Below are 22,516 nucleotides of genomic sequence, written 5' to 3'. Positions count from 1 at the left end.
ATCTATTTCATTTTATCCTATTATATTAAGGTAAATGAAAACATAGAAAAAGGGCTGGTGACAAGTCAGCCCTTATAACACTAACCATATCGATTCTAATGAACCAATTTCTTCTCCATAGTCGAAATATCAATATTAAATCCGGTTTCCTTAGACTTCTGTATCGCCTTAAAGTAATCTATATACATTTGTGTAATATCGGACATCGGTAATGAGCATGCCGCTTTATAATTTTGTTTTGCCAATTGAATTCTATAACTATCATCGGTAATGATCTTTTCAATTGCATTGGCTAAAGATGATGTATCGTGCGCATCAAAAAACTCGCCTACATAACCTTCTTCTTTTACTAAAACACTTAAGTCTCCTAAATCTGGTAAAGCAACGGCATTACCATAACTACCAGCCTGGTGTAGAACACCTGAACTCCCTGTAGTAGATGTGTAAGGAAAAACGGTAACCGCACTTTCCCCAAATATTTTAGGCACGTCCTCTTCCGCTACATAACCAGTAAACCTGATCTGCGGCACATGGCTATATTTCTGTTTCATTTCATCAAGATAACCTGGTGTATTAGGACTATCCGTTCCTGCAATTACAATTTCAATATCGGCATTGCTTCTAGCGCGGATTTCTTCAACCGCCTCTATAAGAATCTCTACTTTTTTATACGTTCCAAACTTACCAAAAGCCATAACCTGTTTTGGTCCTTCAGGAAGTTTAAAATCTGGCTCTGGCGGAGTTTCAAAAGCACCATGTGGAATTAAGGCCACATTCTTAACCTTATATTTTTGCTCTAAGGTTGTTACATATTTACTTATGGTTACCGCAAGAATATCTGAAGCCAATACAAATTTGGTCAACGTAGTGCCAATAAAGTTGTATATACTTTGTAATAATTTATTTTTAGTAAAACCTGCATTTTCCAAATCTACTTGCTCAAGAATATTGTGTAACAATGATATGGTAGGTATTCCTTTAGATTTACAAATGAAGGGTAGCATTAACCCTAGTGCAGCAGGTATTTTTTTATCCCCGAACTTTAAAAATTGCAGATTAAAAAGTACGGCATCTGGCTTTGTTTGTGATATGGTCTTACTAATGCTAAATATGTTGCTGTAGTTATTAAAACTCCAACATTCTTTGACCGTAATCTTACAACCATCACCTTCAAAATTCAAGTCTTTTGGTTCATTTGTACGATCGGTAATCAGTATCAACTCAGTTACTTCTTTTTGAAGCCTAAAGTGTTTCACTAAATAATAACCATATTCTGTTAAGGTTACTTTACTGGGCGGATATGCGGTTACAATTGCTAATTTCATTGTGGTTAATTTTAATAGACTAGGTTATATAAAGTGACATGAGGTATATGAAAACCCTATTTTTTATTTCGTTATAATTTTTGTTTCAGTTTTGTTCTTAATGATGAAAAATAATAGTTGCGCAACCAATAATATGACCATTGCTATTATCTGCATATGTACCACAGTTTCAAGTCCACCATGGTAAAGCATGATCAATGCTACTTGTGAAAAGCCCAATAAGCCCGATAATATTACCGGCGAGTATTGGTTAAGTGATAAAAAGTAATAAGCAAAAATATTGGAGACGGCAAACAACGAAGTTGCCAACGCATATTTCCAAAGTAGCGGAGCAATACTTAAATAGGCATCTCCGAACATTAAAGTGATGATCAAATTGGGCAGTAAATAACATACCGCCACAATGAATGCAGATAATGTTCCAATAAAAAATACGTATTTAAAAAGTACGGGTGCCGTTGGTTCACCATCTTTTTGTTTTTGAATTACCGTAGGCATTAAAAGCATTACAAACATCCAGGCAACAAAGTATACTACCCTACCAATTAAGGCCAGTGATGAATATAGACCTGCTTGTTTATCATCAAAATAATGCTTCACCAATAAGATGTCGCTATTATTAATAATGATTTGAGTAAGTTCATAACCAGCGGTCAAACCAATAAAAATCCATACTTGTTTTAAATCCACTGCAGGTAATTTATCTTTTGAGAAAACCTTAACTCCTTTAAAATCTGAAGGAAAAAGTCCAAATACAAAAGAAAGAGAAATACCAACTGCAATTAAAATTCCAGATTCCAAGGGTACCAATATTAGTAGGGCGAACGTTAGTAATAACCTACTCCACATTTCTGTTTGATATGTACCCGCCAATTTTCCAAAATCATGACCTCCTTGAAACCTACCCCTGTTTACGCTCATAACAAAGTATAAGGGTATGGCAACGGCAAAAATCATGAACATATAATGGTTCTGCGTATTGAACAATGCTTGCAGATGTTTTGAGAAAATTAGTACTAGAATACCGGTAAACACCCCAAAAACAAGTGTATATCTATACATGGTATTCTTAAAGGCAACCCATGTTTGATCGGTAAATAAAACTGCAAATTTGGTGGTAGCCAATTGGAAGGTCATACCTACAAAAGACAAAACCAAGAGTAATGTCACCAATAAAGCCGCATCTGCAAAAGCTTCTGGACCTAATAACCTACCTAATAGCAAATTATAAAGGTAATTACCGCCATTTACCAGCAAAGCGCTAACCATAAACAATTGTTTAGGGGAAATTCGCTTAAGTGCTAACTTTATTGTTGACATAATGATAGGGTGGTTTAAGAGGGATTTGTGATATAGATATTATCTGTAAACGATAGCTATTTTTGCCAATTGGCCAACAATTTTTACGGAATCTTTCATAGAAAGTTTAGAACCATCTGCATGGATCCAACGTTTTAACGGCTGCTCACAAATAAGTTTTTTAGCCTCTACCTTACCATAATGCTTACGCATACGTATGAACATTTCAACATCAAACAACCATTTGGTAATAAACGGTTTATTAAAAAGCAATGGTACTACAGAGCGATCCATAACTTTAGCCCCACATTGGGTATCGTTAAAGGGCATTCTTAAAATAGTTCTGATAATAAGGTTGATGGTCATACTAATAACCTTACGTGCAGATTCCTTAGTAATATCTGCACCCATTCTGCTCATTCTAGAACCACTAACTATTTTAAAATTGGATTTATCCAGGGTTTCCACTAAATCATCAAAATCCCTAAAATCCGTAGAAAGATCGGCATCTAAAAAGCCTATATAGTCTAATTGCGGATCTTTGGCCATATGAAGCATTCCTAAACGTACCGCTTCTGCCTTACCGCCATTTTTTTCACAATCGTAGATACTGATATTACTCTCGTTCCCTTTTCTGAGTTCCTCTAAAACTTTTAAGGTGTTATCCGTACTACCGTCATTAACAAAACAAAGGTGATAGCCAAGGTTGCTATGTGCAAAATCTTTAAACTCGGTGCCAGAAAGACGTTCTTCTTCATTATAACAAGGAATAACAACACCAACACAGTTTTTTTGGAGCATTCTACCGCCAGTAGAAATTTCAGTTTTTAGTTCAACAACCGGTGCTCCAATTAGTCTTTTAATACGTGCAGACATTTCTGATAAGCTCACTGGCTTTTTCATATAGTCATCTATGCCCAGCGTAAAGCCATCCATAATAATAGCTTCTTCCGTGTTGCCCGACATTACTAAAACAGGCGTAGCATTTCTTTCGCCCCCTTTAATATGTTTCACAACTTCTAAACCAGAAATATCTGGCATGTTTATATCAACAAGGACCAAATCTGGTTGAAAAGAGTCATACAACTCAATTCCCTTCTGGCCAGAATCAGCAGTCATCACATCATAGCCAAGTTCAGTTAGTCTTTTTTCAACAGATAAGAGTATCAACTGTTGATCATCTATGGTTAGTATTTTCATGATTTAAAAAGTAAGATTTAACCTACATATAACGCAGTATTTTTAAAAAATTGTAAGTATTTAAGAAAATTTTAGTATTTAAAAAAATCATACACCAGCTAAATCACTGGTTTTAAGTTGTAAGCGTTTCTTTCTTAATAGTCATTTAAGTAAGAATCTAATTGATCTTGATTATTTAATTTCAACCATTGTAGTCCCTATTAATAAAAAGGAGTAGCTAACCACACTACTCCTCTTTGCACTTAACCTAACCAAAAAGTTTAAAACACTATATTCTTTTCTACCAACGGAACATCTAAGGTGAAACCTTTAGATTTGGCCACTTGTATTACCTTAAAGTATTCTATATACATTTTCACCACTTTTGACATGGGTATAGCGCTTGCCGCTCTGTAATTAGCTTTGGCCAAATACTCGCGGTAAGAATCATGAGCCAATATATTTTCTATGGCATCTGCCAATGATGATACACTTTTTGAATTATAAAATTCACCCTTATACCCTTCTTCTTTAATTAACGTACTTAAATCACCAAGCTCAGGCAAGACAACAGCTTTACCATAACTACCTGCCTGATGTAGTACACCAGAGCTACCTGTGGTAGAAGTATATGGAAATACCACAACTGCACTTTCTTCAAATATTGTAGGCACGGTGTCTTCTTCAACATAACCGGTAAAGCATAATTGATCAACATGTGCATATTTCTTATTAACGCTTTCTAAATACACAGGAGTATTAGGGCTATCTGCACCAGCTATGACAATCTCCAAATTTTGATTAGTACGCCTTCTGATCAACTCTATGGCTTCGATCATTATTTCCACCTTTTTATATGTACCAAATTTTCCAAAAGTCAATATCTTTTTTGGTCCGGCAGGTAAAGTAAAATCAGGTTCTTCTGGCGTTTCAAAAGATCCGTGAGGAATTAAGGCCACGTTTCTAGATTGATATTTGTTTTCCAGAATAGTTTGATATTTACCCATAGTTACTGCAACAACATCTGAAGTCAGCACCAGTTTTGTTAATAGATTACCTATACCGCTATAAATTTTTTGAAAAAATTTATTTGAAGTAATACCTGCAGTATTTAAATCTACCTGCTCTATAATATTATGCATTAATGATATGGTAGGTATACCTTTCATCTTACACAATAATGGTAACATTAAGCCTAACGCTGCCGGTATTTTTTTATCTCCGAACTTTAAAAATTGTAAGTTAAAAAGTACAGCATCTGGTTTGGTAGAAGCAATGACTTTATCGACCTTAAATACATTGGTGTAGTCATTAAAATTCCAGCATTCTTTAACTGTGACTTTACATCCTTTTTCTTCAAAATTCAAATCTTTTTCACCTTTGGTCTTATCGGTAATAAGAATAATTTCTGTGACCTCTTTTTGTAATCTAAAGTGTTTTACCAAGTGATATCCATACTCGGTCAAGGTTACTTTACTAGGGGGGTATGCGGTTACAATAGCAAGTTTCATAAGGTTAAGTTTTAAAATCTATTGGGTTATTTCTGGTACAAATATCCAGCAAATACAAAGCTTTAAAGATGGATTTTAGGTGGATGAAGCATTACTGTAGACGAACGGGAGCTATTATAGGTTAAGCAAAAACACAGAACACAAACAACACAAAATCAACCAGTTAAAAACAATCTTCAATCACTACAACAAACTAACTGAGCCATATAAGCAGGAACTTAAGAGCTATTTGCCCACTTCTAAAAGCTAAATTTCAACTAACCTTTTTTAGTATTAGATTATGGCTTACATAAAGAAGTTGCGCAACAAGAAGCGCTACCATGGCTATAACATAAACTTGAATTATAACTACCAAGCTGTTATGAAAAAATGCCAATAATATAATCTGTGAAAGACCTACCACACCCGATATTATTACGGGAAGATACTTACCCAATGATAAATAGTAATAGGTAAACACACTAGAGATAGCAAACAATAGTGTACCCAAAACATATTGAAATAACAATGGTGAAAAGTCAACAATATTTAAAAGAGTTTCTGAAAATGAAACGCATACCATTGCAATAATGGAACTGACCATTACAGCATACAAAGAATATTTTAAGGCTTTTGAAATGGTAATCTTAAACTTTCTATCGTTTTCGGTTACATTGGAAATCAAAATTACCGAGACTACCCAAAAAACGAAATAAACAAAATGTCCGATCAAAGCCATTGATGCATACACCTTTGCTTCTATAACACCTAAGTAGTGCTTAACTAAAAATAAATGTATATAACTGATTGTTACATGTATGAGCTCATAACATGCTATCAACACTATAAAGTTTTTAAATCTATTAAATGCCATAGCGTTATTGACACCAATAGTTGAATCTTTTGATATTATTTGGTGATACGAAAAGCCAAACAAAACCAACATCAGTACTAAGCTTATGAGCAGGAAGGGCATACCATATGCCGTACCTGCTAAGAACCCACTTAAAAATTGATTGGCAATATAATTACCCCCAATGACAAAGACAGATACGCTCGTCATTAATAATTGTTCTGGAGATAATTCTGTAAGTACTACTTTATTTGTTCCCATTATTATCATTTTAGTGTCTGTGTAAATAATTTCATTTGACATCAAATTTCTGAACAACTGCCCTTTATTTTGTGGTGGTTTAGGTGGTTTACGCATTACTGTAGACCAATGGCAATTATCTTACTTCTAGAATAATAGGAGACCTTTTAACTTTACATTATTCTTCTAAACAAATAAATCGCAATAATTACCGTTAGGTATTTGTAGTATTAATCTGACTTTTAAATGATCCGAAAAATAATATTTCTATTTCTGGTAACCACATCTGTGTTAACCGCGCAATCTGATATGACCAAAGGCTTTGGTTTACTTGAGCAAGGTAACTTTCAAGAGGCCGAACTATTTTTTGGAGAATACCTTAAAGAAGATCCCAACAATAAAACCGCAAAGTTATGTTATGGCAGGGCCGTTGGCCTAAGCGGTGAGCCTAAAAAAGCCACAAATTTGTTCTCTGAGCTATTAAAAGAATACCCGGGCGACTTTGAAATTTTAATTAATTATAATGAGTCTTTTCTATGGGCAAGAGAATATGAACAGGCCAAGCCTTTATATGCTGACTTAGTGGAACAATTTCCTGAAAAATTTGGTGCCGTTTTAGGTTACGCAAATACGTTAAGTAACTTAAAAGAGTACAAATCAGCTTTAAGTTGGGTAGAAAAAGCTATTGCCCTTCAGCCAGAAAATGAAAGTGCCAAAATTTCCAGAAAGTTTATGAGACTGGGCTATGCCAATAGTTTTGTAAACAATCAACAATATAAACAGGGAGAGCAAACGCTTAAAAAAGTCTTTGAGGATTTTCCTAATGATAAAGATGTATTACTTAATCTAGCCAATCTCTATTTAATAATAAAACAAGGAGATAAGGCTAAGAACATGTACGCACGTTACGCAACAAATCAAAAAGATTCTATTACCGCCTTAAATGGCATAGCTTTGGCAGAACATATAAATGAGAACGATAAAGAAGCTTTAAGAATCTCAAAAACTGCAACGGTTAAGGTAGATCAAATTGATGATGTTCCCTTAACAGAAAGTACTTATGACCGATATGTACAAGCGCTGATCTGGAATAGAAAATTTATTACGGCAAAGAAAAAAATAGATAGCTTAGAAGTGCATTATCAAAACAGAAATTGGATACATGCGTTGAGGGCAACCTTAGGTTTATATACCGGTGATGCAAAATCTAGCGTTAAAAGCTACGACAGGATCTTGGCCAATGACAGTGCGTCATTTGATGGTAACTTAGGTAAGGCAAATGCGCTTTTTGCATCTGATAGAATTATTCCTGCATACAAAATGGCCAATCAAACTTTAAAGTTTTATAAGAATCAAAAAGATGCTAAAGGCTTTATAGAAAAGCTAAATTTGATGCACACCACCACCGTAGAAGAACATGCTGCCTACACTTTTGATAATGGTAACAATACCGCTTTCTTTACCAATACCACTGTAGACGTCCCTTTTTCAACCAAGTTTAAAACAACATTATCATACCTTTATAGAACTACCGAAAATACTGTAACTGTCAATAAGGCAAACTCTCATGTGGTAGTAGCCGGGCTTCATTACAAATTGTTTCCAAAGGGGCTTTTAAAAGCTAATGTAGGTATCAACAACTCTAGATTTTTAGATGATTCTTACACCCAACCCGTAATTGATTTAAAGTTAGACCTACAGCCGTTTAAAATGCAGAACCTAACTTTAGGATATCAACGTGAAGTGCAAAACTTTAATGCCGAACTAATTGAGCGTGAAATTATTCAGAATCATTATGGGTTGAATTACAACCTTGGTACCAATGTTAATTTTGGGTGGTACACACAATTAATGCATACCCAGCAAAGCGATGAAAATGTAAGAAACCTTCTATTTACCTCATTATATTACAATGTGCTTAGAAAACCTGCTTTGAAAATGGGATTGAATTATCAATATATCACCTTTAAAGATCAGGTGCCAACTATTTATTTTAGTCCAGAAAAATACCAAGCCGTAGAAATATTTGCAGATGTTAGAGGAAAGATTTCGGAGAAAACCACCTATGCTGTTAGTGCCGCAACAGGGATACAAAAAGTAGAGGAAGACCCAAATACTAATATCTTTAGAGCAGAAGCCTCTGTTAAACATCAATTTTCAAAAAGATTTAGTTTAAGTGTATATGCCAAATACAGTAATATTGCATCTGCTACAGCCGCTGGTTTTGAGTTTACAGAAATTGGCTTAAAAGCGAAATGGTTGTTTCTTAAAAAACCACTATTCCATAAAAAATTAAACTTTGACTAGTTCACTTGGATACCAAATAAATTTCGCATTTGAACATTTTATTTAAACGCAAAATAAACATAATTGTAGGGTTATAAAATTTACATTTCTCTTTTCCTACAAAATACATTGCCAATCCATTAAAAAATCAACATTATTTTTGAAATACGATAATAACATAGTAATAAATGTAAGAATTTTACTTACTTTAGCGTAAGATATACATACACTTCCATAGCCAAGAATTACTAATTAAAATGAAACTCTAATTGATATTTTATGTGGAAGAGAGTTTTAAAAATGTTTTTAGGATTATACCTACCGTTGTTGGCCCTTACGCTATATGTCTTTTACGCTCAAAAAGAAAAACAGATTGCAGGATTATCTGAATACCAAAAGCGCGATGCTAAAATAAAAAAAGAGTACTTTCTTGAGCAATGTAATACGTTACTTCACGATACCAAGTATTGGTCCAACTTAGCATACCCCGTTAATTTTGACCCCATGAACAAGCATACTGCATTCATGGATCGTTATATAGAACTAATAAAAGAAATTACCGATTATGACCAATTTCGTTTCATTGATTTAAACGGAAAAGAGTTTTTTAGAGCTGTAAGAAATGGTGCAGACTCCGTTACCATTGGTAATCTACAGAATAAAGAAAATCATTTATACGTAAAAGAAGGGCTGGCACTACAAAAGAATCAACTATACCTTTCACATATTAGTCTTAACAGAGAAAATGGTGCAATTGAGAAACCACATAAACCCGTCATTAGAGCGGTAGCACCCATATTTGACACCACTGAAACTAAAATAGGCTTGGTAGTCATAAACTTTAAAATGAAAAGGGTTCTTGACCAACTTAAAAACAAAATAGCCGATACCGAACTATACCTCTTAGATGAAAGCCAACGTGTAATTAGCAGTAGCCTACACAAAGAAGACTTACCCTATGAATCTGGTAAAGTAGATGATCTTTTACCTAAAAATCTAATATCCATAGCTGTAGGTATTACCCGTGACAGTACTATAATAGAAAAAGAACACATTTGGCGCTTACAGCCCATTATACTGAATGGAACGTCCAATTCTTTTGGATCAGCAACCAATATAGCATCTGAAATAGTTACGCCTACCAATTGGTTTATGATCGTGGAAATTCCTCCAAGGCTCATAGCTGCAAATACAAAACCTTTATACGACAGCCTAATAACGTTTAATGCAATTTCAATTGTAAGTCTATTGACATTGTGTTATGTTTTTCAAAAAAAGAAATTAGAGAAAGAACTTTTTTACAAAGAGCTAGAAAGCAAAAATATATTGTTGACCAGAAATAAAAATAAATTAGAAGAAAACAATATCAAGGTCATCAAAATGAACAATAGGTTGGAAATTAGAAACAAGCAGCTAAGCGATTTTAACTATTTAATTTCCCATAATCTGCGTTCTCCTGTTACCAGTATGTCTGTTATTGTTGAAATGATACAGAAAGAAAAAAATCCAGAAATACTAAATCAATTACTTCCAAAGTTAGATCAAGTTGCAAAAAGTATTACCAACTTAACCAAAGACATTAATGAATATGTGTCTATTTTGGATAATAAAGAAATTAAACAGTCAAATATTGACCTAGCGGAACTTATTGAGGAAGTAAAGCATGAGTTTACCGAAACGCTTTTAGATGATAGCGATTTTAATGTATTGGTGAAATTAGATGTGTGGAACCAAATAACCTTTTCAAAGTTCTATTTACAAAGTGTAATACAAAATTTAGTTTCTAATGCTATTAAATATAAGAGGGACAATGTTGCTTCACATATTGAATTTGAATCGGCTATAGAAAATAAACATAAAGTGTTATATGTACGTGATAACGGTATGGGACTAAACCTAGAGAAACATGGAGAAAATATTTTTAAATTATATAAGAGATTTCATAGAAACATCTCTGGAAAGGGGATGGGACTCTTTTTGATAAAATCTCAATTAGAGGCTTTAAATGCGACTATAACAATTGACAGTAAAGTAGGAGAAGGAACAACGTTCAAAATAAAATTTTAAGATTATGGATACAAAACCGAATATATTGCTAGTAGATGATGATGAGCTCTACTTATATTTAATGGAAAAGACAATTCAGCAATTATCAAAAGAACTGATCGTCACTACATTTACTGATGGTGAACAGGCCGTGGAATACATTGCTGAATGTACTGCGCAAAAAATGGAACTCCCTGAAGTCATCTTTTTGGATATCAATATGCCATTTTTAGATGGTTGGGGCTTTTTGAACGAGTTTAAAAAACTTAAACCAAAAATTATAAATAACATAAATATTTATATGGTAAGTTCATCTATGCGAGATAGCGATATTAAAAGAGCATCTCACTTTGAAGAGCTAACCGGCTATGTTGTAAAACCGGTTAACAAAACACAATTAGCAGAGATATTCAAAAAGATTTACCACGAAAATTGGTAAAACACTGACCTGAAATCATATCTTATAATAAGTTTAACCTGCGCATTAGCTCGGGGCGGTTAGAGCGGCTTATAGGTACAACGTTCTTGGCTATCAATACACTATTATCTTCAATATCAATAATTTTAGTGAAATTTATAATATAGGAACGGTGAATTTGCAAAAACAGCCTTTCAGGTAATTTTTCTTTTATTTTCTTTAATGTAGTGTGAACCCTGTAATCTTCCTTCTCTGTTTTAACGTCAATATAATCACCCTTAGCTTCAATGACTAAAATCTCCTTTAACTTTAATTTAATAAGCCTTCTATCTATATTGATATAAAGATCTTCGCCCTCTTCCTTTTCTTTACCTGGTGCTACTGTTTGCATAGGTTTATGAGCTGGTAAGCTTGAAATCTTATCAATACACTTTTCAAACCGCTCTTGGGTAATTGGTTTAACTAAATAATCAACAATACTTTCATATTCGTAGGCAGCAATAGCAAAATCGGTATCAGAGGTAGTTAATACAATTTTTGGTGGATCTTTTAAGGTCTGTACAAAGTCAACACCACTAAAGCCAGGCATGTGTATATCTAAAAATATAACATCTATAGTTTGTTGGTTTAAAAACTTAATGGCCGATATGGCATTATCAAACTCTTCAATAACATCTAAATCCGGAATCTTTGAACACAATTGTCTAACAATTGCCCTAGCCATAGCTTCGTCATCAATAATAATACAGTTCATTTATATTGTTTTAATATATTCATCAATAGTTTGGAGAACTTTTATGAATTTTGACTTACTATCTTCTTTTCCTTCTAACAATTCCATTTCATAGGCTACCGCAAGTTTGTATGATTCTTGCATTCCTAAAATATTGAACTTGTGCTTTAACTTATGTACAATTTCTGCTGTTTCCTTAAATCTTGTATTGGTTACATGACCAAAATACTCTTCTTTCTCTAATGGAAACTCTGTTTTTATAATATCTATGAACTGACCTCTAAAGGCAACATCATCACCTGCAAGTTCATCAACATAATTTAGGTTTGGTTGCTCTATCATGTATTCTTTTTTAAAGTTATAAAAAATGTGGTACCCACATTTTCTTCTGACTCTAACCAAACACTACCTTCATAAAGAACTGTAATTTTCTTAACAATTGCAAGTCCTATACCCGTAGCATTATTGGTAGTTTCTAATTTTTTAAACATTTGAAAAATTCCTTCTTGGTGATTAGTTGGAATTCCTTTACCATTGTCACTAACACTAAATTTCCAGAACAAATCGTCTGGCTCATAACCAACTTCCACAATCCCATTTTCCAGATGTTCCGTTGCCGTAATCGCGTTTAGAAATAGGTTCATGAACAATTGTTCTAACCGCTCTCTTTCAAACTCCATCTTAGGCAAATCATTTGCATATTTGAACGTAACGTTTTCTGGAACATAGATAGTCTTCTCTATATCCCTTAAACTTTCTTCTAGGCTAAAGAGAACTCTATGCTCCTTGGTCTCACCCATTGTAGCATGGTTTAGAATACCAGTAACTAGCTTATCCATTTTTATAAGATTCTCAGATACCAATGAGCAGTTATCTTTACTGGTCTGTGAGAAATTATCTTTCTCATCTTCCATTATCCAGTTCATTAATGCACTAATATTTCTTATCGGTGATCTTAGATCATGAGAAACCATATGCGCATAATTGTTCAAAGACTCGTTCTGGTTTTCTAAATGGGCCACCAATTTATCTTTCTCCAAGGTCATATTAGACACCTTAGATGCCAAATTACTTATATATGATGCCAAGTGTTCCGCGTTAAATTCGTTCTGAATATCAAAATCAAATTCTTGTTCATCATTTAAATTCTCCCTTAAACTTGCTATGGCCTTTTCTAATGAAACAAGAATATTCTTTTGTTGTAAAGCCTCTTTCTGCAATTTTTTATTTGCCTCAAAAAGTTCATCTGAACTAATAGTAGACGCTCTATGGAGCATAGAAAATTTATCGTCAAAATTTTCATATGACTTGCCAATGGCTTCCAAAAAGCTTTCCATTTCTGGGTGCGCTTTTAATTCGTCCGGTAGATATTTTCGTACTTGTCTTTTTAAGAGAGAATGCATTATTCACTAAATAAAGTTAGGGTCATGGTCTGGTTGTGCAATTTACAACTATCTTGACCACTAAATGGCGCCATTTCCCCATAAGAGTAAAACCCACTTATAACTGTATTATCTCCAATTACCGCTTTCACCTCTTCAATTTCCTCTTCGGTACGTTGGTCCATAACCAGTTTTCTTCCAATACAACTGATCAATAAAGCCAATTCAGGAGAACTTTTTCTATTTTCCATTGCCAACTCTGCTGCGTGAAAAGCCCCATTTGCTATATCATCTACAGATGACATCATTAATTGTACCCTGGCACCTTCTGGAATATCACCTGCAAGGGTCATTGTATTTTCAACCTCATCTATATTTAAAATTGTACGTACCAAAGGTTCTGAATTTTCAGTTGTCTTTACACTCAACGGATATAATAATGCCGACTTTGGCAATTCTTTGGCTTTTTCACCTAAATATGTTTTATAAAGATCCAAAGCAGGTTTACCATCAAGTTCATAAAGTATATTACCTTGAGATTTTGTTATGATTCTTTCAGGACCAAAGGTTGTCCACCCTCCATAGTTTGCACTTGAAATCTCTAAAGTATCACCATAAAAACCAATAGCAACTATCTCTCCTTCTTTTGGGCTTTCATTATAAGAAGCCAAAGTTTTTTCAAAACGGTCATCATCTCCACATAAACCTCCAGAAAGACCACAACCATTATTGTTTAAATGCTCTATGCCTTCAATTAAAGCACTACCGTTTACACTACTACCTTCAGAAATAACGAACAAATGCTTTAAATGCTCTTTAGGAAATTGGGCAGCCAATTTCGTTCCCATTTTCTTGTCATCATGTTGATAGTCCTTCACATTACATCTTTTCACCAAGATTTTACTCTTTTCAAACTCTATGGCCGTTAAAACTACCGTACCCTCTAAAACCTTATCATCTATGATTTCGCCTGAGGTGGTACCAAAAACAATATGACCTTCTGGGAAAAGAGCTCTAACCTCATTAAATATATGCTCACTTTCCAACATATACCTGTTACCGAACACCAAAACCAAAGGTTCCTTTAATTGATTTGAATTTTGAAAAACAAAAGGCTCATCGCCCTTTTTTATCGCTTGAACTATTTTCATAATTTCCTTATTCGTTATGGTCTTTCTTTATGGTAAAATGAAACTGGGTACCCTCGCCTACTACACTGTCTACCCAGACTTTTCCTTGATAACGATCAATTATTTTTTTAACGATCGATAAACCTATACCCGTTGACCTTTCATTATTACCAATAGATTGAAAGATGTCAAATATTTTCTTGTGATACTCTTCTGGAATTCCTACCCCATTATCACTAATGGTAAATTGCCAGTAATCTCCAGTATCTTTATAAAGTACTTCTACTAAACCAACTTCTCTTTCAATATGAACTACCGCATTACCAATTATATTTTGAAAAACCTGATGAACCTTAATTCGATCTGCCATTATGGTAGGCAATGATTTTGGTACTTTCAATTGAACGTGATCAGGTATATAAATAGTTTCACCAATATCTGCGATGACACTGTTCAAGTCTACTTTAGAATTATCCAAGGCAGAGCTGTTCGCCGTAGAATACTCTAGTATGCCATGGATTAACTTGTCCATAGAAGCTACTTTCTCTTGCATAAGTTCTAAATTCTGCTTACCACCTTCATCCAAAACATCTTTGTAATCATCGCTTAGCCAAGTTGCAAGAGCACTAATACTCCTAAGAGGCGATTTAAGGTCATGAGAAACAATATGTGCGTATTCTTGTAAACCTTGATTACTGTTCTCAAGATCCTTTACCAATTTCTCTTTTTGAAGTTCTAATTCCTTTTGTTTGGTTACATCTAAAGAAATACCAATAGAACCAATTACTTCATGGTGTTTATTGTACCTGGGTGCCACACTCGCCAACCAATGTCTTTTTTCGCCACATTTGGTAACAACCTCTAATTCATAAGAATCAGATTTACCAGATTTACGTGTTTCAATTTTATCTGAGACCTTACTTTTATCATCAAAACTTACAATATCCTTGGCATCAATACCAAGCAATTCATTTTCTTCATAACCGATCATTTCACAAAAGCTCTGGTTTACCAACTGTATTACACCCTGCTTGTTGGCCTCTATTAAACCAAGGTTCATGTTGGCGATAATACTGCTATACTTTTCCCTTTCAGATTTTAAACGCTCTTCTGCTTCTAATTGTTGGGTAATATCTTCAACCATCATTACGATATAGCTGATTTCCCTATATATATTTCTTACCGCGTTAACAGATAATTTAACTTGTAGTTTTTCTCCATCATTCTTTATGAACTTCTGATGAATGGTATAATTATCAATTTCACCATTGTTCAGTTTAGTGGTGAATTCATTGGCTAGTGCTATACTTTCCTTATCCGTAAAATCCTTAACATTCATTTTCATGAAGCTATTAAGAGTATAACCTAATAAGGAGGTCATTGTATAATTGACCTTTAAAATTTTATTGGAATCTGCTAGAATAATACCTAGCGGTGAGCTATTTACAATTACATCTAATTGCCTTTTCTGTTCTGACAACAACTCCCTCACCTCCATTTCTTGGGTAATATCCCTTACAATACCTTGAGCTGCAACAGGTTGTTTTTCCTTGTTGAATACTAAGCTAGCATTGATTTCCACCCATTTTTCAACGTTGTCCTTCACCAATATTTTAGCTCTATAATTTTTAAGCTGCCCAACTTCTTTTAAACTACTAAAAGATTCTATGGTATACTCCATGTAATCTTTATGTACCATTTTCCAGAGGTTGATCTCCTCTTTATTATGATCGTAGCCCAAAAAGTTTTTTGCAGATTGATTCATGCTTACCACATTGAAGGATAAGTCCATAACAACATAAGGATCTATGATGTTAATGAATACGCCATCTAGTTCAGACGTTTTTTCGCTCAATAAATTTTCAAGCTTGGCATTAGACTCCCTTAAATGACTAGCCACTTCGTAAAGCTCATTAGATTTTTCCTCTAAAATCCTTTCAGCTTGTTGGCGGGCTTTCTTTTGTCTTTCAAGGGCCTTCTTTAAAAGAACAACTTCTTTACTATCCATGTTGTACTACGTCAAATTTTACTTCTGTACCATCATCTTTTAAAAGTTCGTAGGTGATATTGGCCTTACCATTAAAATGCTCAAATGCTTTTTCAATTAAGCCATGAGCCAGCCTATACAATCCTCTAGAAGAACTATAGATCATAGAAATGGAATTATCCGTTTTTTCAAGAATTTTGAATGTAGGTAATTCCGCTTCCGGATATAATTTTTTAACATGTACATGTATATGGTCTTCTATAGAGTACAAAAGACCAATGGGTGACAAATAACTTTGTATTACCTCTGGATGAGCATTTTTTAAACTTGAGAATAAATAAAGTCCAAATGCGTATATTAAGTCACCAGCAGGTAGATCTACCTCTTCACTTAACTGGGTAACTAAAGCTACCATCTCATTAAATTCGTAGGTAGCTACAGAGGTATATATGCCCTGAGAAGGCAAATCTGCTTTTTCTACAATATTATCAACGGTCTCTAATCCAAATTCAGATTCGACCATTTCTAAAAACTCGGTAAATACAATTCCCTTCATTTCCTATTTTTAATAACGTTCCTCAAACGTAGGAAAATTAATACGAAAATGCAGGAAAATGTTGTGAAATGAGCTTTTTTGTTAGCCTTTCACTAGTTGGTTAACACTCCAGTACTCTAAAACAGCATTAAGTTTGTACTCATAATCCTCATATTTCAGTGGTTTTATAACATAACCGGCTATACCAACCTCGTAGCATTTTAATAAATCTGCTCTATTTTCTGAAGTAGTTAAAATTATGGTAGGTAAGTATCTTAGATGCTCATCTTCTTTTAAAATGGATAAGAACTCTATACCATTCATTCTTGGCATGTTCAAATCCAATAGAATGATATCTGGAAGTTTTTCTCCAGATCTTAAATACGTTAGAGCAGATTCTCCATTTTTTGCCTCAACGATCGAATGCTTTAAATTAAGTTTAGAAACAGTTCGTTTCAACTTCATTACTTCTATTAAATCGTCTTCTATTAGTAAAATATCCATTGTTGTTCATTTTGATACTACAAATGTCAGAGATAAGTCACAAATAAATTGACCAGTGTAGGTGAATGACGCTTAAGTGTCGGTGAATGGTATTTATCTAACGTTAAACTTTTTAAGCAATCATGTAAAACTACGTTGTATATCAAAGGAAGAAATGTCCATAGAAGTCTTATTACCAGACAGTAACTCTGTAATTAACTTCCCAGTAGCAGGTCCCAAACTCCACCCCATCATGGCATGACCAGTACCAATTGTTAAGTTCTTAATACTTGCCGATCTGCCTATATATGGCAACCCATCTGGAGAAACTGGTCGTAGACCTGTTTTAACACTTTTAATTTCGGCCTCATTAATCGTCAGGTCAGGGTAAAAAGAACTTGCCCCATTAACAATTGCCGCAACCCTTTCTTTCCTTATAATATTGTTGTTCCCTGAAAACTCCATAGTGCCCGCAAATCTTGTAAAACCGCTCATTGGTGTTACTGCCATTTTAGATTCCATTAATATGGCCGGAACAGAAATACCCGTTTCCCTAGCTACATTAATACTGTAGCCTTTACCTCCTTGTAAAGACAACTTTAAATGTAAACGCTTTGCAAGATCACCGCTCCATGAGCCTGCCGCCAATACGACCTCATCAGGTGTATAAGATTGTTTATTGGTAATAATTTCTTTTATTCTATTGTCTGATGTCTTTAGATCAACGACCTCTTCTTGGGTTTTTATGATTACACCACTTAGCTTTAAATACGCCAAAAGTTTAGGCATTATCTCATTTGGTGTGGTATGAGCGTCACACTCATAATGTATAGCACCTTCTGCATCGATATTTACATGAGGCTCAATATCTCTTAATTCGTCTTTGTTTAAGTCGGTAACCTCTAAACCTTCTTGTGCCACTCTATAGGCCACCTTTTTTTCATGAAGATAACTCTCTTCCGTTTTGTATAACATTAATAGTCCTTTTCGCTCTAACTGAAAATTGCCAAGATCACCTGAATTTTTAATATCCGTAAATAATTCCCTGCTTAATAAATTTATATCCTTAATTACCCCTATGGCCTTTTCAACCTTTGCCTCAGTAGAAGATTTATGAAAATACCATGACCATTTTAAAAAATCTATATCTAACCTAGGTTTCATATAAAATGGGCTCGCAGAATTGAACATCATTTTAATTCCCTTTGCTATCATACCAGGGGATGCCAAAGGAATAATATGACTTGGAGTTATGTAACCTGCATTTACAAATGAAGCACCAGCGCTAATATTGCCTTTATCTATTACTGTAACCTCAAAACCTTCTTTATTCAAATAGTAAGCTGTACTTAAACCAACAATGCCACCGCCAATTATTATTACATTCTTCATCTACTATTTTCTATAATTTATATGACCTGAAATCCGTGAGCATAGGGATCATCATCATCTATGGTAATGGTATTCTTTCCGTAAATTTTTGCCCAACCTTTTATGCTGGGTATAATCGCAAGCTTGCCGGCTAGGGTGGTCTCCTCTTCTACTTTACCAATAAATTGTGAGCCTATATAACTTTCATGAACAAAATCTTCACCCACATTTAATTTCCCCTTTGCATGCCATTGTGCCATTCTAGCAGAAGTACCTGTACCGCAAGGCGACCTATCTATTGCTTTATCACCGTAAAATACCGCATTTCTGGCGTTAGCCTTTTCAGAGATAGTATTTCCAGTCCATAATATATGGGTTACATTCTTTATGGTAGCATCTTCTGGGTGAATAAACATTTGGGGATATTTAGCATTTATGTTTTCCCTGAGTTCTTGACTATATTGAATTAACTGGCTTGCGGAAAAATCTTGTATTCCACTAAAATTCTTTTGTGGGTCCACAATGGCATAAAAATTACCCCCATAACTAACATCAAAAGTCAATTCGCCCAAGTGTGAAGATTCTATAGTTAAATCTGTAGCAGCTAAATATGATTTTACATTGGTCAGTTTTACCCAGTCTACTTTAGTACCATTTTGCTTGTATGTTATATGTACCAATCCTGCAGGAGTCTCCATACGAACAATACCAGGTGTTTTTGGCACAATAAGCCCTTCTTCAATACCTATAGTAATTGCCCCGATGGTCCCGTGCCCGCACATGGGTAGACAACCACTGGTTTCAATAAACAAAATACCAAAATCATTATTGGGATTACTTGGAGGGTAAAATATACTACCACTCATCATATCATGACCGCGCGGTTCATACATAAGCCCTTTTCTGATCCAATCATATTCCTTTAAAAAGTGCTGTCGCTTTTCGCTCATTGTAGCACCAACCAAATTTGGTCCGCCATGTTTTATCACCCTAACGGGATTACCACAGGTGTGGGCATCAATACAAACAAAAGTACTACTGGCCATAATTACTAAAATCTTAAACTACATATAGCTGAACCTAAATTTCCGTATTTGTATAAACACCTTCAACAAGACGCGTTATACCCAGGGGATTTTCATTTTTCAGTGCATCTGGCAAAAGTCTATTAGGCCAATCTTGGTATGACAACGGGCGTACCCATCTTCGTATGGCAGATGTACCAACCGATGTAAAACGAGAATCTGTAGAAGCCGGGTATGGTCCGCCATGCACCATAGAAGAATTTACCTCTACACCTGTGGGTACACCATTGAACAGTATGCGACCTACCCTTCCCTTTAATGCATCCACAACTCCAGCGTTCAATTCCAGTTCTTCTTCACTGCCCAAAATTGTTCCCGTTAATTGACCTTCCAAATGGTTAATGATATCTTCCATCTCAGCGCCATCTTTACACATAACCACTATAGAGAAAGGTCCAAATACCTCTTTATGCAATTTTGTATTCGCTAAAAAATCCGAACCACTTACTTTTAAAATTAAAGGCTGACCACTATTAACCTTGACATCATTCTTATACTCGGCAGTAATTACCACTCCATCTTGCTCCGAAAGTTCCTTTTTACCTTCCACATATTTAGCATATATATTAGGATGAAGCATGGTTGTTGGCTCCAATTTTAGAATCTCCTTAGACAAAGTATCTATGAATTCATTGAGATGTTCACCTTGTACTCCTAAAATCAATCCCGGATTTGTACAAAATTGACCAGCTCCTAAAGTAATTGACGAAGCGTATTTAGTTGCCCAAGTATCACCTTCTTGTTCTAATGCCGATGGTAGCAAAACCACTGGGTTTATACTTCCCATTTCTGCAAATACCGGTATTGGCTCATCTCTTTCGTTAGCCAATTTATAAAGTGCGGTTCCACCATGTATACTTCCGGTAAAACCTACGGCCTTTACTTTTGGGTGTTTTATCAACTGCTGGCCAACTTCAATACCACTGCTATTTAAATTAGAAAATACACCATTGGGCATACCTGTCCTCTTCGCGGCTTTAATGATCGCCGAAGAAACCAGCTCACCTGTACCTGCATGCATAGGGTGACTTTTTACTATTACGGGGCATCCTGCGGCTAGAGCACTTGCCGTGTCTCCACCCGCCGTAGAAAATGCCAAAGGAAAATTACTGGCACCAAATACCACTACTGGACCTAACGGAAATAGCATTTTTCTTATGTCAGATTTTCGCAATGGCTCTCTATCTGGCTGTGCTTTTTCAATAACGGCTTCTACCCATGACCCTTGTTTAATCAAGGTTGCAAAAGCTCGCAATTGTCCCATAGTTCTGCCACGCTCGCCCACCGCTCTTCCTTGGGGCAGACCAGACTCTCTGCAATACGTGTTTATCAGCTCATCCCCTAAAGCTTCTATTTCATCTGCAATAGCTTCTAAAAACTCAGCTTTTTTTTCTCCTGAATAATCTTTATAAACTGCATAAGCATCCGTTGCCAAAGCAACCGCTTCATTGATTTCATTAGTTGTAGCCTCATAGAATGTCCATTCTGTGTTCTCATTATTTTTAGGATCAAAAGTCTTGAACGTTCTCTCTCCTTGTTTAGAAGCTTTATTCCCTATTGCATTTGTACCGCTGATCATTTTTTATTTTTATCGTGTTACCCAAAAGTAAAGAAAGTACCCGTAACAAATTTCTACATTCTGTTTACATTTCACTAAAGTTTCAGGCGCAACATATTTTAGTATGAGTTTTAAAATTTAAGCCAAGTTCTTATAATCTGGTAATGTAGGCCTTGTAGCTATACCCTGTTTTATTATAGCGGCTACTCTTTCTCTTTCAGCTCCTACTAAAGGTAACCTAGGTGCCCTAACATTTTCTGTGCCTATACCCGTAGCAACTTCTGCCATTTTAATGTTCTGTACCAATTGCGGACTTATATCCAACTCTAACAATGGCAAAAACCATCGGTAAATTTCCAATGCCTCTTTTATACGGCCTGCCTTTGCCAATTCAAATACGGCACAAGTCTCGGCAGGAAATGCACAAACCAATCCGGCAACCCAACCATCGGCACCCATTAATGTGCTTTCCAGCCCAAGCGTATCAACCCCGGTCAGTACATTTAACCTATCCCCAAATTTTGTCTTTATACGGGTAATATTTGATATATCTCTTGTTGATTCTTTAACAGCCTGTATGTTACTGCATACCATTAACTCGTCCAACATTTCCAATGTGACCATTATACCGTAATCCACAGGATTGTTATATATCATAATGGGCAATTTTGTGCTATTTGCAGTTTCCTTAAAATAGGTTACCGTTTCATAATCATTAGCTTTATACCGCATTGGTGGCAACATCATTAATCCAGTAGCACCACATTCTTCCGCTACTTCTGCCGCATGTTTGGCATCTTTAGTAGTTTGCTCTGCAATATTGATAATAACCGGTACCTTACCTTCTACCAACTGCACGGTTTCTTTCATTAAAACCTTTTTTTCATCATATGTAAGTGTGCTTGCTTCTCCCAAAGTACCTCCAAGTATTATTCCACTCACTCCTGCCTCTAACTGGGCTTTTATATTGACCGAAAACATGTCTAGATCCAATTCATCCTTATCGGTAAATTTTGTTGTTACTGCCGGCATAACGCCTGTCCATGATATACTCATTTTATATTCTTTTGATGATACCCAAAAATAAGATGGGCTTTACCAATCAAGTGTATTCAT

Annotated in this window: 19 protein-coding genes; 3 read left to right on the top strand and 16 right to left on the bottom strand. The window is 35.0% G+C overall.

Annotated features, from left to right (window positions below; genetic code table 11):
• Window positions 1–95: 95 nt before the first annotated feature.
• The 5 genes from B2Z27_RS09050 to B2Z27_RS09030 all read right to left on the bottom strand — a co-directional run bounded on the left by B2Z27_RS09050 (window position 96) and on the right by B2Z27_RS09030 (window position 6,407).
• A complete protein-coding gene (locus B2Z27_RS09050; protein WP_286813414.1) occupies window positions 96–1,325 on the bottom strand; it encodes a glycosyltransferase in 1,230 nt (409 codons plus the stop codon).
• Window positions 1,326–1,388: 63 nt separating this feature from the next.
• Window positions 1,389–2,645: an oligosaccharide flippase family protein gene (locus tag B2Z27_RS09045; RefSeq protein WP_286813413.1), complete on the bottom strand. Its 1,257-nt coding sequence runs from the start codon at window positions 2,643–2,645 to the stop codon at window positions 1,389–1,391.
• A 39-nt stretch (window positions 2,646–2,684) separates the two neighbouring features.
• The gene (locus tag B2Z27_RS09040; protein WP_058103430.1) at window positions 2,685–3,824 is read right to left on the bottom strand and encodes a response regulator; all 1,140 of its coding nucleotides are present in this window, start codon (window positions 3,822–3,824) and stop codon (window positions 2,685–2,687) included.
• Between the two features lie 260 nt (window positions 3,825–4,084).
• Window positions 4,085–5,314: a glycosyltransferase gene (locus tag B2Z27_RS09035; protein ID WP_286813412.1), complete on the bottom strand. Its 1,230-nt coding sequence runs from the start codon at window positions 5,312–5,314 to the stop codon at window positions 4,085–4,087.
• Between the two features lie 253 nt (window positions 5,315–5,567).
• On the bottom strand, window positions 5,568–6,407 hold the full coding sequence (locus B2Z27_RS09030) for a hypothetical protein (protein ID WP_286813411.1): 840 nt from the start codon (window positions 6,405–6,407) through the stop codon (window positions 5,568–5,570).
• A gap of 225 nt (window positions 6,408–6,632) precedes the next feature.
• Here B2Z27_RS09030 and B2Z27_RS09025 point away from each other — a divergent pair, with 225 nt between their 5' ends.
• The 3 genes from B2Z27_RS09025 (at window position 6,633) to B2Z27_RS09015 (ending at window position 11,157) form a co-directional block, all read left to right on the top strand.
• Entirely contained in the window at window positions 6,633–8,693 is a 2,061-nt protein-coding gene (locus tag B2Z27_RS09025; RefSeq protein WP_286813410.1) for a tetratricopeptide repeat protein, read from the top strand.
• Between the two features lie 258 nt (window positions 8,694–8,951).
• Window positions 8,952–10,739: a sensor histidine kinase gene (locus tag B2Z27_RS09020; RefSeq protein ID WP_286813409.1), complete on the top strand. Its 1,788-nt coding sequence runs from the start codon at window positions 8,952–8,954 to the stop codon at window positions 10,737–10,739.
• A gap of 4 nt (window positions 10,740–10,743) precedes the next feature.
• Window positions 10,744–11,157 carry a response regulator gene (locus B2Z27_RS09015; RefSeq protein ID WP_071341684.1) on the top strand — a complete coding sequence of 138 codons (414 nt, stop codon included), beginning with the start codon at window positions 10,744–10,746 and terminating at the stop codon, window positions 11,155–11,157.
• 22 nt (window positions 11,158–11,179) lie between these two features.
• On the opposite strand, the gene B2Z27_RS09010 is transcribed toward B2Z27_RS09015, so the two are convergent.
• The 11 genes from B2Z27_RS09010 to B2Z27_RS08960 all read right to left on the bottom strand — a co-directional run bounded on the left by B2Z27_RS09010 (window position 11,180) and on the right by B2Z27_RS08960 (window position 22,456).
• Window positions 11,180–11,890, bottom strand: a complete 711-nt coding sequence (locus B2Z27_RS09010) for a LytR/AlgR family response regulator transcription factor (RefSeq protein ID WP_099188961.1) — start codon at window positions 11,888–11,890, stop codon at window positions 11,180–11,182.
• Entirely contained in the window at window positions 11,891–12,211 is a 321-nt protein-coding gene (locus B2Z27_RS09005) for a histidine kinase (RefSeq protein WP_083365623.1), read from the bottom strand.
• Window positions 12,208–13,272: a sensor histidine kinase gene (locus tag B2Z27_RS09000; RefSeq protein WP_286813408.1), complete on the bottom strand. Its 1,065-nt coding sequence runs from the start codon at window positions 13,270–13,272 to the stop codon at window positions 12,208–12,210. The genes B2Z27_RS09005 and B2Z27_RS09000 overlap by 4 nt, the downstream gene beginning before the upstream one ends.
• A complete protein-coding gene (locus tag B2Z27_RS08995) occupies window positions 13,272–14,402 on the bottom strand; it encodes an FIST signal transduction protein (protein WP_058103439.1) in 1,131 nt (376 codons plus the stop codon). The genes B2Z27_RS09000 and B2Z27_RS08995 overlap by 1 nt, the downstream gene beginning before the upstream one ends.
• Before the next feature lie 7 nt (window positions 14,403–14,409).
• Complete coding sequence (locus B2Z27_RS08990; protein ID WP_286813407.1) at window positions 14,410–16,389, bottom strand: PAS domain-containing sensor histidine kinase; 1,980 nt, start codon at window positions 16,387–16,389, stop codon at window positions 14,410–14,412.
• The gene (locus B2Z27_RS08985; protein WP_286813406.1) at window positions 16,382–16,924 is read right to left on the bottom strand and encodes a heme NO-binding domain-containing protein; all 543 of its coding nucleotides are present in this window, start codon (window positions 16,922–16,924) and stop codon (window positions 16,382–16,384) included. Before B2Z27_RS08985 ends, B2Z27_RS08990 begins: the two co-directional genes overlap by 8 nt.
• Window positions 16,925–17,005: 81 nt before the next feature.
• On the bottom strand, window positions 17,006–17,407 hold the full coding sequence (locus B2Z27_RS08980) for a response regulator (protein ID WP_058103442.1): 402 nt from the start codon (window positions 17,405–17,407) through the stop codon (window positions 17,006–17,008).
• A gap of 120 nt (window positions 17,408–17,527) precedes the next feature.
• Window positions 17,528–18,778 carry an NAD(P)/FAD-dependent oxidoreductase gene (locus tag B2Z27_RS08975; RefSeq protein ID WP_286813405.1) on the bottom strand — a complete coding sequence of 417 codons (1,251 nt, stop codon included), beginning with the start codon at window positions 18,776–18,778 and terminating at the stop codon, window positions 17,528–17,530.
• Between the two features lie 17 nt (window positions 18,779–18,795).
• Entirely contained in the window at window positions 18,796–19,803 is a 1,008-nt protein-coding gene (locus tag B2Z27_RS08970) for a 4-hydroxyproline epimerase (RefSeq protein WP_286813404.1), read from the bottom strand.
• 34 nt (window positions 19,804–19,837) lie between these two features.
• A complete protein-coding gene (locus tag B2Z27_RS08965) occupies window positions 19,838–21,421 on the bottom strand; it encodes an aldehyde dehydrogenase (NADP(+)) (RefSeq protein ID WP_286813403.1) in 1,584 nt (527 codons plus the stop codon).
• 117 nt (window positions 21,422–21,538) lie between these two features.
• Window positions 21,539–22,456 carry a dihydrodipicolinate synthase family protein gene (locus B2Z27_RS08960; RefSeq protein WP_286813402.1) on the bottom strand — a complete coding sequence of 306 codons (918 nt, stop codon included), beginning with the start codon at window positions 22,454–22,456 and terminating at the stop codon, window positions 21,539–21,541.
• Window positions 22,457–22,516 lie beyond the last annotated feature (60 nt).

This window comes from Maribacter sp. UBA3344 (assembly GCF_002362375.1).
GTDB classification, from domain to species: domain Bacteria; phylum Bacteroidota; class Bacteroidia; order Flavobacteriales; family Flavobacteriaceae; genus Maribacter; species Maribacter dokdonensis.
The sequence above is the reverse complement of the archived record's forward strand: the minus strand, read 5'-3'. Positions and strand labels throughout refer to the sequence as shown.